Below are 12,971 nucleotides of genomic sequence, written 5' to 3' on the forward strand. Positions count from 1 at the left end.
ACCCATTTGCTTCCCCCGAAGCGTTCGCGTAATGGGCGCTCAAGCGAGTGCCCATACCTTTTTTCTCCTCCGAACTTGCAGGCCGCGCACAGTGGCGGCCAGGCTCGTCGCTGGCATGCATCTTGGTGTGCATGCTCTTGGCGCGGACAAAGCAGAGTCGTGCGGGACTGCTTTGCGGCAGTCGGTTCCATGGCGTGGCTGCGGTCAGCTAGTGACCGGCCACTGGCCGCATCCTTGAGGGCCGCCCCTGGAACTACAACGCTCTCTTCCTGCCGGCGCGCTGGCGGCGCCGGTGTGCTTCGTGTTTTCTGGTGCGAATAGTGCGGTGCAGCGTGACCCGTCGGTACCCTTCGTGAGAAGGGAAAGCGTGGCGATGATTGCGTGGCACCTTTGCATCGTGCCCTTCGGTTTTGAGACGCATGGTCAAGTGCGAAGGGCCGCCACGGCTAGAGTCTTGCGTTGGCATTGCGCGCAACGCGGTAGTGCCGATCTCAAGCCGGTGTCACGGCAATCTTCCGCAGGATGCAGCAAGACATGAATGGGAACGTTTTTACCCGCGATGAGCTGGACGCCTATTTTTCTTCCTTCGTGGGGATGGAGGGAGGCAACCCGGCGGCAGCGGTCTGGATTTGCGATCATATGCCTACCACGGTGGGCTTGCCGCTGGCGACGCCGCTGGCTCCGCAGCGAGTGCCGAACGCCTGGGACGCGCATTTTCGTGTCGCTCACGCATGCGATATGGCAAGGTGGCAGACGCACCAGCGCATCGCGCGCGTCATGTCGGCGGCCTGGGAAATGGTATTGTTCGGTCGGCGCGATAACTCCAGCTGGCAGCGCTATCTTGCCGAGTACCTCTACCGTGCACGCGGGTGGGAATTCAAGCTGAGCCTGTTTCCGCTGCCGATTCGCGCAGACAACGGGCTGCCCTGGAAGCGGTTGTACGGCGCGCAGCCCGAGCTCAACCCCAAGGTCACCTACCTGTCACTGTGCCGCAACGGGGGGCGCTTCCGCTTCATCGAGGCATTGCGCCGGCGCCAGCGCCCCAAGGTAGTGATCTGCCTGGGCGAGCGTCACGAGGATGACTACCTGCACGCGTTTGGCATGCGCGGCCTGCCGTACACCGAGCATATGCTGAAGCCGGCCGATCAGGTGCGGGTACTGCGCGTCTACCAGGACCAGGGCTCGCACCTTATTATTTGTCCCGCGGTGGCCGGCGCTGCCGGCCTGGCATCGGACGTCCTGCTGAATGCGATGGGGCACTTCATCAGCCAGTGGCTGACAATCGCCGATTTCCAGATGCGGCCGGAAGAGCCCGAGCGACACCGGCAGGAAGAGGCCGAAGCCGCGGTGTGACACCGTCTGGCCACCGCGGCCGTGGTGCCATCAGGCGGCATGACGCTGCATCCATTGCTGATAATCCTTGCCCTGGACTGCGTTCGCGGCTTGCCAGAAGGCACGGTTGCCGGCGTCGGTGGCGTAGGCCCGCAGGTCGCGCGGTGACATGCCGAGCGTGCGGCGGAATGCGCGCGTAAAGTCGGACGGGCTGTTGAAGCCCAGCCCGTAGGCGATGTCGTTGACAGGCAGGTGGGGGTAGCGCACCAGGTCCTGCGCGGCAGCCCGCAGCCGGCTCTTGCGGATATAGGCTTGCACGCCGCCTTCGGGTTCGAACAAGCGGTAAAGGGTGGCTCGCGAGATTTCCAGCTTTGCCAGCAGTCTGGCGGGTGACAGTCCGGCCTGGCCGGGATCGGCGTCGATCAGGCGACGGGCGCGCGCCAGCACGGCGCTGCGCACCGCGGCGCGAGTGCTGCCGTCCAGGCCCACGCCTTGCCGCAAGGCCCCGACCAGCAGCTCCACGCCGGTGCGCATGGCGTGCACGGCGGCCTCGGGTGTCATGGTTGGCAGATCGCGACTGAGCGCGGCGGCGTGTGCGACGGCCAGTCGGCTCAGTGGTGTGTCGGTTTCCACGATGCGTCCGTGCGCAGCCTCGGCTTCCATGAAGATAGCGTCCATCATCGTGCGCGGCACGAAGAATGAGAGCGCGCGTGTTGCCTCGCGCTGCATCTCAACAGGCTGCCCAAGGTCCGTCAGCAGAATACCTCCATGGCGCGGCTGTGGATTGCGGCGCTGGCCCTCCACTACGCCGGCGCTGCCTTCGACGAAGACCTGTATCGCGTGATGCCGTGCCGAGTCAGTCGAGATACGCGCGAGGCTGCGTTGCAGCGTGACGCCGTCACAGCGGCAGTCCGTGAAAGACATGTCCGCGATCAGGTAGCGGTCGATGGCTGCGTGGAAGGGCGCAAGCAGGCTGTCGCGCGTGACTCCCAGGTCCATGACGTGCCCGACGCGTTGTCGCCACGCAAGTATCTGACCCCTGGCGGCCTGCGAGCCATCGGCACCTACCTCGAAGTAGCTGTGCGGCAAGCGTTCGGGTTCGCCGCGCGTGAGCTGGGCAGCGTGGCGCCGTGGGGCAGTGACGTTTGGCACGATCGATGATGCGAAGCTTGGTGACTGTTACCGACCGGTACGGAACATTGGCACACGAGGGGAGCTACTTTAACCCAAAGGCACGACCGACGTGTGACATACGGTCTCGCTTGTAGCTCTTCGTCGTGCCACGAGCTCATTGAGGCTGTGTCTCGCGCGCGTATTTGCCGTGATATTGCGTTGAACGTTACCCCGCTCAAGAAGGGAAGCGAGATGACAACGTATCCCTCGAACGGGGGGAGAAAACAAGCTGATTCGCGCGCAAAATCCGGCCGCCTAGTTTGTGTGGTGCACAAAAAGCTGACCAGGCCTCAGCGTTTGGGCATCCTTCACTCAACCACGCGATAGAGGCATGGAAACAGGACTTAATACAGTGTTTACGCGTGAGCAGCTGGAAGAGTATTTCGCGTCGTACGTAGGGATGGAAGGGGGTAATCCGGATGCGCCAGTATGGTTTTGCGACAGCGCACCGCATCCGAGAGCTGAGTCGCTGGTGGCGCCGCTGGTTCCGCACGCGCAGCCCGGTGCGTGGGACGCTGCGTACCGCCATAAGCACCGCGACCACATGGAACGCTGGCAGTCGCACCAGAAGATTGCAAGGATCATGGCCGCAGCGCGCGCACATTTCTTCAACACGTCGCTGGGCGAGCGGGACTGGAAGCATTACTTCGAACATCATCTGTACGCGCCGCACGGCGCGGAGTTCAAGCTCAGCCTGTTTCCCCTGCCAGCGCGCCTGATTAACCAGACACCGTGGTCGACGGCATTCCGCGGCCAGCCGGAGCTTGTGCCCAAGCAGCGTTACCTCGACCTTTGCCGCGACGGTCAGCGCTTCGCCTTCATCGACAGGATCCGCCGGCTCTGGAGGCCAAAGGTGGTGGTATGCCTGGGCGAGCGGCACGCCGACGATTTCGTGCAGGCGTTCGCTCTCGGGAGAGTGCGCGGCGCCGACCACATCCTGCAACCCGCTGACTTGCCCAAGACCCTGCGCGTGCTGGAGCACGACGGCACCACGTGGATCATCTGCCCGGCACTGGCCGGCGCAGCGGGACTGACGTCTGACGTGTTGCTTGACGCGATGGGGCAGTACATTGCCGCCTGGCTGGGACCGGGCGATTTTCCCGCGCTCTGCTCCGGTGCAGACGCTTGTTAGCGAGGCCGTAGTGAGTCATGGCGAGCGTGCGTCGGCGATGCCGCAGGGCGGCTTACGGGACTGCGCGCAAGCAAAGGCTTTCCCCCTCCAAGTAGGGGTGACACGGATTTGGGGATTTGTTTATCTGTGTGCTGGCGCGATCTGCAAGCTGCTGCAGCAAAAAACCGCTTGCGAGCCGAAGCGTGGCACGACAGGGCAGCGTAGGGCGCCGGAGACTGTGCGCGGCAGTATTCCGTCGCAGGATTCCCCACCATGTATCGACGTACCGAAGTATCGATCTCAGGAGAGAGAAGCGTGCAAACCAAAACCCGGAACATCTTCACCCTCGGCATCATGGCTGCCGCCGCAGCAACGCTTGTTGCTTGCGGTGGCGGCGACGATTCGCCCACGCCGTCCCAGCCTTCTGTCACCGTGAGCGGCAAGGCGGTGGACTTCTACCTGTCTGGCGCGACGGTCACCTTCCTCGATTGCAGCAACAAGACCGCGACGACGAATGCAACCGGCGACTTCACCTTCCCGGCCGGTTGCACTACGAGCGCGCTCAAGGTGACCGGCGGCACCGATATCGGTACTAACCAGCCGTTCACCGGGGTGCTGCAGGCACCGGCGGTGACATACAAGGAGGGCGTGACACCGGTGATCTCGCCGCTGACCACGCTGGTGGCGCAACTCGGCCCGACCCAGGCCGCTGCACTGGCGGCGAAGCTCGGCCTGGCAGGCAAGGACCTGGCCACGCTGGACCCGATGCAGGACGCGGCCACGCTCAAGGCGGCAGTCGTGGTACAGCAACTGGTCGACCAGGTCACCAAGACGCTGACGGGCCTGGCCACGGGTGGCACGCTGACCGCCGAGGCTGCGGCCGCAGCGGCTGCCAAGGCGGTCGCCAGCGCCGTGGCCAATGCGTCGGGCACGGCTGATCTGACCAGCAGCGCGCTGGTGACGACCGTGGTGTCTGGCGCTGTGCAGAACGCCCAGACCGGCCTGCCCGCGAGCCTGCAGTCGAATATTGCCGCCGTGGCAGCCAACGTGGCCGCACTGGCCGCCCCGCTGATCACGAGCCAGGTGTCGAGCGTGAGCACAGCGCTGGACGACATCGCGCTGAGCAGCAGCCCGGCCGATACGTTGTCGAAGCTGAAAGCGAGCGGATCGATCAACGTCGTGACCGAGAGCGCACAGACCACGACGACCACGGCGCTGGTCAAGGCTGTGACGCCGGCCGCGCTGACTGATGCGTCGAACGCGTCCAAGCTGGCCGCGCTCGGCGACGCCGTGTCAACCGGCAATACCACCGAGATCCAGCAGGCAGCCTCGAACCTGGGGAGCGCGGTGGACAGCACCGCGATCAACAACGTGGCGAACGCGGTCAAGCTGACCAACTACGTCCAGCTATCCAACCTGACGATCAATGGCCAGGCTTACCCGATCACCGACTCGATCTCGGTCACGGGCGGCACGCTGAGCTCGATCAAGGTTGCGCTGACGCAGAATGGTGATCCGTTCAATGGCGGCCCGTCGCAAGTGCGCGCCGGCCTGAGCTATACCTACGGCGGCAACGAGGTCAACGTCATCATCGAGAACGTGACGCTGACGTTCAACGGGACGCAACTGGTGAATGCGGTGGTGCCGGCCAACACGACCTATTCGTTCCAGATCAGCGGCAACCAGTCCGCTGCCGCAACCCTGACCAATGGCGTGGCGGACAATCTGTTCGACAGCGCCAACGGCGGCTCGCTGAACCTCCCGTTCACGGTGTTCCTCGGCAAGCTGAAGTCTGCCGGCTCGCTGAGCCAGGCGCAGATTGACGCTCTCACGCCGAAGTCGGTCAGCACGTTCCCCGTGACGTTTGCGCTGACAGGTATTAGCGGCAAGGACGTGAAGCTGGGTGCGCTGGTGGACGGCAACGTGGAGAACGCCAAGACCGCGTCGGTGAAGACTGACGCGGCCAAGGTGACCGGCGACGGCCTCAAGACTACGGTTACGCTCAACCCGTGACCGGCGCGTAGTGCTGCCTTCCGCCCGGATGGGGAAGGCCATGCCCCCGGTCATCCGGACGCATGCCTCAGGGCAATGCCACGGGTGGCCGGGTTCTTTTTGTGTCTGCGTCGAGTACCTGGGGACGCGCCACGAATGAGGCTTGCCCCGCGGCCTCGGAGTTTCTTATGCAGCTGTTTCGCAAGCGCCGGCTGGATCAAGCCTGCGCGCTGATGCTGGGCCTGTCGTGCGCGGGCGCGGCCAGCGCCGCGCCGGACGATGTGTTCATGCTGGCCGAGCCCACCACGGGCGAGTTCACCTCGGTGCGAGTGGAGGCCAGTTACGACATGGTCAATAGCACCGTAGACATCTTCAATCTGCGAGGCCGGCAGGGCCCCGTGTCAGAAAACGCCGGGGACTATAGCGGTGGCAAGCTGATGCTGGGCTACAAGTTCTCGCCGTACGTGTCGGCTTCGGCCACCTACTGGCGCCGCGGTATCGACTACGGACAGGACCACAACAAGATCGATAGCTGGATGCTGGCGCTGCACTATGACCCGCTGGCCGAACCCGGTGCCCGCGATCGCGTCATGGTGCGCTTCGCGCTATGGGGCGACCACTCCGGCACCCTGGACCGCTCATCGCCGGTCACGGTTCGCAACACGACCTTCAACAGCCTCACGGTGAAGAGCGCGAATGACGTCCAGGCCCAGGCCGACGTCATCTTCTCGGGCGAGCTGACCGAGCGCAACCAGCTCACGGGCTTCATCGGGCTCGGACTCAGCCGTGTGACCATCGACAGCATCAATACGCGCCTGCAGCGGGGCAATTGCAATTTCAACGTTGCCATCGGCTCTGACAATATTGCCAATGGCTCGCTGGCCGCGCCGTGCACCGCGGGCAATGCCACCCTCCAGTCGGCCTCGTTCGCAGTCGACGCCAGCCAGTTCGGGCTCAATTTCAACGACGATTTCAACTACACCGGCGGCTACCTGAACCTGGGCGGTTCATGGCGCTGGAAGTACGAGAACTTCGCCGCGCGGCTGGGCTACCAGTTCCAATACCTGCTGCGCAGCAATGTCGATAGCCGCGCGCAAACCTATGGCTACTCGCCGATTCGCTCGAACCATACGCTGGGGCTGGAGCTATCGTATGCGGTAGTGAAGAACGTAGAGGTATTCCTGCGCGGACAGGCGTCGCTGTACAACTTCGTCGGCACCATCCCGTTCCTCTATAACGCCACGACCGCTGGCAAGCTGGACCGGTACTACGGCTACGGCTCGATCGGCATTCGCTTCTCTGGGTTCTGAATTCGAGATCCAGGCACCGACGCAAACGGCACGCCGGTCGCGGTCATCCTGACCGGCGCGAACCGCAATGACGTTACCCAACTTCTGCCGCTGATCGAAGCGATCCCTGGTATCCGCGGATGCCGAGGCCGTCCCTTGCGCAAGCCACATGAACGCGGCCTTGCCGGAGGGCCACTTCGACGCCAAGGGGCTGGTCTCGCTGCTGGATACACAGCGACGCTTGCAGTCTTGTTTGGGAACCATCGTATGCGGAACCGCACGACGGTGGCGTGAGAGGGTTGAGGGGGTGCCCCCTCACCATGCTCAATGGCAGGCAGCTTTGTCAGGCAACCACGCTGTCAGCCGGATGATGGCCATGCTGCTCCAGGTAGCTGCGGAAGCTGGCGCCGACTTCCTGGTGCTTCAGCGCGAACTCCACGGTCGCCTTCAGGTAGCCCAGCTTGCTGCCGCAGTCATAGCGGCGGCCCTCGTAGCGATAGGCCAGCACCTGCTCCTGGCTTAGCAGGGACTGGATCCCGTCGGTCAGCTGGAACTCGCCGCCGGCACCCGGCTTCAGCTCGCGCAGGTGGTCGAAGATGCGCGGCGTCAGGATATAGCGGCCGACCACGCCCAGGTTGGAGGGGGCATCTTTCGGCGCGGGCTTTTCCACGATGCCGGACATCTTGATGACGCCCTCGTCCCATTTGCGTCCGTCGACTACGCCATAGGAGCGGCTCTGCTCCGGCGCGATCCCTTCCACGCCCAGTACCGAGCAGTTGTAGTGGTTGTAGATGTCGACCATCTGCTTCATCACCGGCGGATTGCCGTCGATCAGGTCGTCGGCCAGCATGATGGCAAACGGCGTGTCGCCCACCAGCTTGGCGGCGCACAGCACCGCGTGGCCCAGGCCCAGTGCTTCGGGCTGGCGCACGTAGTAGCAGTCGACGTTGGCCGGCTTGATAGAACGGACGGCGTCCAGCAGCGCCTGCTTGTTCTTGGCCTCGAGCTCCACTTCCAGTTCGTAGGCCTTGTCGAAATGGTCTTCGATGGCACGCTTGGAGCGGCCCGTGACAAAGATCATCTCGGTAATGCCGGCGGCCATGGCTTCTTCCACGGCGTACTGGATCAGTGGCTTGTCCACGACCGGCAGCATTTCCTTCGGGCTCGCCTTGGTGGCGGGGAGAAAGCGGGTGCCCAGCCCCGCGACGGGGAAGACGGCCTTGGTAACGCGGTTGTCCATGTCCGGTGTTCCTTCTGAATGTTTAGTGGTTCGATCAGCTTCGACAACCCGTCATCGATGATCGGCTTGGCCATCTCCCTGATCCGTCGTTACGATGGCTCAGCCCACAACTTCTGCCTGTGGCGCGCAGCTGCGACCGCCGCGGCAGCATGCACGCTCCAGCCACGTCGCGCGGGGTATTACACGGCCCCGATGGTCAACGTATCGGCTGGATTAATTTCGGAGCAGTTCGATGCCAGCCCGGTGGCATTTCGCATCGAGCAGTTGTCGGAATTTTGCGTAAGGCAGGCTCGAAAGCATGCGGGCGCGAGTTTGGGCTGGCCTATCCCGGCGCCTTCTTCCTGGCGCTGAAGTCCAGGTCCTCCGCACCAGCGGCTTCCCCTTCGCCAAGGTCTTCGGGGGGCTTTCCCTTTCAAGAATACATGCGCACTACCTTGCTCTTGAGCGGCCAGGGTCGCGCGGCGAGTATCCAGATACAGAGCAGCGGCCCAAGAATCGGGATCAAGGAAAGATAGGCATATAGCGCGCTGAATCGCGCAGACCTGAACACAATGCGGAATGGAACGAACCATGCCGCCTCGAAGGCGACGAACGCTAGCAAATAGAGCATCGCGGCTTACCGGTGAGGTTGACCCTGAGCGAAGCGCATTCATGATTTATTGTGCGCTGCAACCTGATTCTACCTACTCGTCGGGTGCGCCGATCCCCCCCTGAGTAAGGGACTGCAAGCGAATGGGTCCGACCTTGAATCCCTCCCTACTTGACGTTAGCGTGCGGCCGAAACTGCGGGAAATGCACGTGCGCACAGACCTCGTGAATGTGCCTCGATCATGGATTGGAAGGGCGCGTGGTTTCCATACGCCGCGGTGGTGACGAGGAGGAGCGCAGCAGCGGCGGCAACCGGTCGACACGGTCTGAATTCAGAGCGCGTGAGAGCGCGAACAAAGAGCGCGCCGATTGCAGCGCCCAAAAGCCAGCCCGCGATGACTTCGGGAACCGTGTGCGCGTGATCGAAGACCCTGGCGACAGCAGTCAGCAGGCCGACAAGCAAGCCGGCGATGGCGCCGATGCCCGCGTTGCCTCCCATGCCCCGGGAAAGGAGTGCGATGGCGACGGTCCAGACAGCGGTCGACAAGGTCGTATGCCCGCTGATCATGCGAAATCCGATCGAGGAAATCTCGAACCCGCATCCAGCGTATAGGACTTTAGTGATGCCGGTGAGTGCCATGCCGGCCGACAGAAGCAGTATCCAGCGGATGGCCAGGCCGGGAGCTGATATTCCCAGCCAGACTGCGCATGAAATGGCGACTGGTAGCGTCAATGCGGCATCGCCGACATTGCTGATTGCGTTCCACATGGTCTCTTTGGGGAGAGAAGATGCCGTAGCTTAGCGCAGCCAAAAGAAACTGCATTCAAAGCAATCGGCGGACCTGCTGCGGTGGCGGCTGGGGCAAGCTGATGCAGCACGACGGCATATGCCGCGATGAAGCGCAGCAGTCAAGGCAAGATGGCAGCGGAGTCGCCGGGCGGCTTCTTCATTTCGGAGCCTTTGGCTGCTGGAGTGTAGAACTGCCCGTGGACGGGTACAGAGATGGTGAACGCGGCTGGGAATTTGTCATTCCGCTTCTGTCAGACGATGTGTCTCCAAACTGGGAGCCGCCTGCTGCGCCGCTATAGCGCTTTGCAATATCGGCGTTCACGCCACCCGCGGAGTAGCTTTGCATTTGGCCAGAGCCGTAGCTGGCACCGCCGTACTGCGTGCCACCAGTCTGGCCGTGGCTGGCCACACCAAGACGCTGGCCGGCATGGGCGCCCCCAGCAACCAGCACGAGTATCAAGAGGGATGGAAATTTCATTTGCAGGCTCCGCTCATGAATGGGTGCGCACAGGCCTTGCCTTGAGCGGCCCACGCTCGAACCGCAAGTGTTTATTGTGCGCTGCAACCTGATTCTACCGACTCGTCGGCTATGCCGATCCCTTCGAAATAGGGGATTCCAAGCGATTGCCCCGGACTCGAATGGCTCCCCACCGCGGCCATCCCGAGGACTGAGCACCCGCCGCAGCCGTCCGTCGGGCTGCGCCTGCTTTCCGATCATTGATGCCGCGCCGGCCGCGCGGCGCAATTAGAACGGCAGTGGGCCCACCGCGGATTGCGGCGGCACCGGCGGGAACGCGATCAGTCCGGTCTGGCGCTGCAGCGCATAACGCACGTAGACGCCGGCATACCATTGGCGATAGTCTCGCGCGTTGTCGATGCCTACCAGGCCGCCCACATAGAGTTGCAGAGTTGCTGCGCCACCTGGTATTCGATCGAGCCGACCAGGTTGTAGGCCAGGCCGGTCGTGAACTGGCCCGGGTAGACTGCGCTGGTCGCGTTGGTCAGGCCCTTGCTGTTGGCCGTGGCCACCGCGGCATTGGCCGCCGACTGGGCCGCCGCGTCGGTGGGGAAGTAGTTGGAGTCATCCTCGCTGAACGCCTGCACCCCAAGCGCGCCGCGCACGTGGTAGGCCAGGCGCGCGGTGCGGCCCGACAGCGAGAGCGGCACCGTCACCGCGAAGTAGGTCTGCGGGCTGAAGTACCCGCCCTGGCCGAAGGTGAAGTAGCGCAGGTTCTCCGCATACCCCATCGAGGTAAAGTTCACGCCGCTCAGCAGGCGCTGGTCCGGGGGACCGCGCCGGCCACCGTCACGGAGATCGCTCAGTTCGAACGAACAGCCTTTGATGCCGGATCGCTGCAGCTGCATCTGGTGGAAGCGAAAGCAGCAACTGCACACGCTGTTTGCCTTGAGCAATCTGTGGATGATTGCGCCATCGACTTCAGCCAGGTGCCAAGCGGTAAATGCGCCGGGATTCTGGCTGCCCTCGCTCGCACCGAATCTCGCGTCGATTCAGGTGGAATCGCTCATCGAATTCACTTGGCCACGCTCACACGATCAACTCGGCGGCGCCGGCTTTCTAGCCATCCTTGCAACAACGCCTCCTCCTCACCTGGCGTCGGCGAGGAGAGGCAGGCAGTGATGCAGCTTACTGTTTTACGGAGCAACCACGAACACATCTGTGCGATTCGCCGTATTGCCTGAGTTCGCCTGGACAAAGAAGGGCACAAAGGCATTTCCCATTGTCGCCAACCCTTCATAGTCGCCGACAAAGAAGCCCGATGCCGCCGGCGCCGTCTTCATATCGAAGGGACCGGCCAGATGCACTTCGCCGCCGAAGGAAAGGCCCCCGTTGCCCGAGGTGGTGAGCCAGTAGTCCGTCGGCAGCGTGGTGGTGTTGCCGGTGGCCAGGTTGCGGAAATCGTAGTAGGTAACAGCAACGATTCCGGCAGAATTGACTCGCACGGACGGCGTGAATGCGGGACGTCCGGTAGGCGTATTGACGCGAATCGGAGTGCTCCAGGTCTGGCCGCCGTCGCGTGATGTCGACATGGCGATCTCATCGTACAGCCCGCCATTGAAGCGCGAATCCTGCCACACCACGTAGAGTTGCCCGGTTGCCGGGTCGATGGCGGGCTCGGGAATGATGTCCCCGGTGCGCACTGCTTCGCCGGTATTGGGATCCGTCACCCCCACCGTGCGCATGTCGGCGATGACGTCAGGCTTGGTCCAGGTGGCGCCATCGTCGGTCGACATGACGAACGCGACCTTGGACGCAGTGATATTGAAGGGCGGCCTGATGAGGTTGAAGAAGTTGTAGAGCGTGCCGGTCTGCGAGTTGACCACGATCTGGTTTCCAATAGTCTGCTGCCGCGAAGGGGTGTTCACGATCACTTTCGGCGGGCTCCAGGTCAGGCCGCCGTCGACAGTCTTGGAGAACAGCGCGGGTCCGCGGAAGGCGGCCGTGTGCAAATTGGCATACGGATTGGCATTCGGCTGCTCGAGACGGTCCCATACGGCGTAGGCAACGCCAGGGGTAACCGGATTGGCCGTCACGGATTCCTTGTCGTTGAAGAACTGCGAAGAGGGTTCGTTATCCGCAATGATGACACTTAGGTTTTGCCAACTCTTGCCGCCATCGCGCGAGACCGCGGCGCCGACCGCGTTGCTGTTGTTGGAGCGGTTGAACGAAATCGAGATCGCATAGGCGGTGCCGTCGGGCCCGATCGACACCCAGGGGTCGGAGGCGCGCTCGTAACCGAGCCCGCCGGCGCAGGCACTGAACGGCAGGACCGTCTGCGTCCAGGTCTTGCCGCCATCGAAGGAGGAACCGGCAACCAGACCACGTGCGCCGCCATCCGACCAGCGGTCCTGCTGCCACACGCCAATGAAATTGGTGGGGTTGGCGGGATTGATGGCCAGATAAGGTTCGACCTCTGCATTCAAATAATTTATACCGGTGCCGCCGCCAACGGTGCATCCGGCAAATGGGCTGGGGCCGGAAACCAGCGTGGCCGCCTGGCTGGGGGGGCTGACCGTCAAGGCTGCGCAGAGCGCGGTTCCGGCCAGCAACGGGATAAGCTTGTTATTGCAATGCATGAGGACCTCCTCCAATTGCAGACGGCTCGCCTCAGCTTAGGCAACTTGTCTCGTTGGCAAGATGACGAATTGTTAATTCTGTATGAGACCTGGCTTTTTAACCTCCGGCTTACAAGTGGTGCTTTCCTGATCCATGTTTCGGCTGGGGCAAGGCGATGGCATGGAATGGGGCATATGCCACCCGCGCGGCACGGCGTTCATGCAGTGCAGTTTGCCGCCGCGGCGCTGTCCGCGGGGGTGGCGGACGCTGGGTTATGCCGGTCGCAGCGGCTTCCGCTGCACTTTTCGGTTCGAGGCAAAGCGTGCCTCAGGCTTGTGTTTGCCGCTCGAACGTCTAGCGTGAAAAGATGGGAGCTTATG

General features: G+C 63.0%; 11 protein-coding genes and 1 pseudogene. 6 read left to right on the top strand and 6 right to left on the bottom strand.

What is annotated here, in order from left to right; all coding sequences use genetic code 11:
- Positions 1–534 precede the first annotated feature (534 nt).
- Entirely contained in the window at positions 535–1,353 is an 819-nt protein-coding gene (locus K307_RS34955) for a hypothetical protein (RefSeq protein WP_051975299.1), read from the top strand.
- 30 nt (positions 1,354–1,383) lie between these two features.
- Here K307_RS34955 and K307_RS34960 read toward each other — a convergent pair whose 3' ends face one another.
- The gene (locus K307_RS34960) at positions 1,384–2,484 is read right to left on the bottom strand and encodes a helix-turn-helix domain-containing protein (RefSeq protein WP_230626270.1); all 1,101 of its coding nucleotides are present in this window, start codon (positions 2,482–2,484) and stop codon (positions 1,384–1,386) included.
- Between the two features lie 352 nt (positions 2,485–2,836).
- Here K307_RS34960 and K307_RS34965 point away from each other — a divergent pair, with 352 nt between their 5' ends.
- The 4 genes and pseudogenes from K307_RS34965 to K307_RS48190 form a co-directional block, all read left to right on the top strand.
- A complete protein-coding gene (locus tag K307_RS34965) occupies positions 2,837–3,637 on the top strand; it encodes a hypothetical protein (RefSeq protein ID WP_042885615.1) in 801 nt (266 codons plus the stop codon).
- Between the two features lie 294 nt (positions 3,638–3,931).
- Positions 3,932–5,629 carry a hypothetical protein gene (locus K307_RS34970; protein WP_042885616.1) on the top strand — a complete coding sequence of 566 codons (1,698 nt, stop codon included), beginning with the start codon at positions 3,932–3,934 and terminating at the stop codon, positions 5,627–5,629.
- A gap of 167 nt (positions 5,630–5,796) precedes the next feature.
- Complete coding sequence (locus K307_RS34975; RefSeq protein WP_042885618.1) at positions 5,797–6,918, top strand: hypothetical protein; 1,122 nt, start codon at positions 5,797–5,799, stop codon at positions 6,916–6,918.
- Between the two features lie 15 nt (positions 6,919–6,933).
- Positions 6,934–7,065: pseudogene (locus K307_RS48190) on the top strand (IS5/IS1182 family transposase); the annotation flags it as partial.
- 175 nt (positions 7,066–7,240) lie between these two features.
- Here K307_RS48190 and galU read toward each other — a convergent pair.
- Positions 7,241–8,137, bottom strand: coding sequence for a UTP--glucose-1-phosphate uridylyltransferase GalU (galU, locus tag K307_RS34980; RefSeq protein WP_042885619.1), 897 nt, complete (start codon positions 8,135–8,137; stop codon positions 7,241–7,243).
- Between the two features lie 18 nt (positions 8,138–8,155).
- On the opposite strand from galU, the gene K307_RS48195 reads away from it, so the two are divergent.
- Positions 8,156–8,488, top strand: coding sequence for a hypothetical protein (locus K307_RS48195; RefSeq protein WP_155301327.1), 333 nt, complete (start codon positions 8,156–8,158; stop codon positions 8,486–8,488).
- Positions 8,489–8,903: 415 nt separating this feature from the next.
- On the opposite strand, the gene K307_RS34990 is transcribed toward K307_RS48195, so the two are convergent.
- The 4 genes from K307_RS34990 to K307_RS35000 all read right to left on the bottom strand — a co-directional run bounded on the left by K307_RS34990 (position 8,904) and on the right by K307_RS35000 (position 12,611).
- Positions 8,904–9,494, bottom strand: a complete 591-nt coding sequence (locus tag K307_RS34990) for a phosphatase PAP2 family protein (protein WP_042885623.1) — start codon at positions 9,492–9,494, stop codon at positions 8,904–8,906.
- Between the two features lie 766 nt (positions 9,495–10,260).
- A complete protein-coding gene (locus tag K307_RS50035) occupies positions 10,261–10,410 on the bottom strand; it encodes a hypothetical protein (RefSeq protein WP_230626272.1) in 150 nt (49 codons plus the stop codon).
- Positions 10,395–10,880 carry a cellulose synthase subunit BcsC-related outer membrane protein gene (locus tag K307_RS34995; protein ID WP_042885624.1) on the bottom strand — a complete coding sequence of 162 codons (486 nt, stop codon included), beginning with the start codon at positions 10,878–10,880 and terminating at the stop codon, positions 10,395–10,397. The genes K307_RS50035 and K307_RS34995 overlap by 16 nt, the downstream gene beginning before the upstream one ends.
- A gap of 288 nt (positions 10,881–11,168) precedes the next feature.
- On the bottom strand, positions 11,169–12,611 hold the full coding sequence (locus K307_RS35000; protein WP_042885625.1) for a sialidase family protein: 1,443 nt from the start codon (positions 12,609–12,611) through the stop codon (positions 11,169–11,171).
- Positions 12,612–12,971 lie beyond the last annotated feature (360 nt).

It is taken from the genome of Cupriavidus necator A5-1 (assembly GCF_000744095.1).
Taxonomy (GTDB): domain Bacteria; phylum Pseudomonadota; class Gammaproteobacteria; order Burkholderiales; family Burkholderiaceae; genus Cupriavidus; species Cupriavidus necator_A.

What these genes read in the sequence shown, in the direction of transcription:
- K307_RS34975 (WP_042885618.1), top strand. Translation starts at nt 5,797, where the DNA reads ATGCAGCTGTTTCGCAAGCGCCGGCTGGATCAAGCCTGCGCGCTGATG.
- K307_RS48195 (WP_155301327.1), top strand. Translation starts at nt 8,156, where the DNA reads ATGTTTAGTGGTTCGATCAGCTTCGACAACCCGTCATCGATGATCGGC.
- K307_RS35000 (WP_042885625.1), bottom strand. Translation starts at nt 12,611, where the DNA reads ATGCATTGCAATAACAAGCTTATCCCGTTGCTGGCCGGAACCGCGCTC.
- K307_RS34995 (WP_042885624.1), bottom strand. Translation starts at nt 10,880, where the DNA reads ATGCAGCTGCAGCGATCCGGCATCAAAGGCTGTTCGTTCGAACTGAGC.
- galU (WP_042885619.1), bottom strand. Translation starts at nt 8,137, where the DNA reads ATGGACAACCGCGTTACCAAGGCCGTCTTCCCCGTCGCGGGGCTGGGC.
- K307_RS34965 (WP_042885615.1), top strand. Translation starts at nt 2,837, where the DNA reads ATGGAAACAGGACTTAATACAGTGTTTACGCGTGAGCAGCTGGAAGAG.
- K307_RS34955 (WP_051975299.1), top strand. Translation starts at nt 535, where the DNA reads ATGAATGGGAACGTTTTTACCCGCGATGAGCTGGACGCCTATTTTTCT.
- K307_RS34990 (WP_042885623.1), bottom strand. Translation starts at nt 9,494, where the DNA reads ATGTGGAACGCAATCAGCAATGTCGGCGATGCCGCATTGACGCTACCA.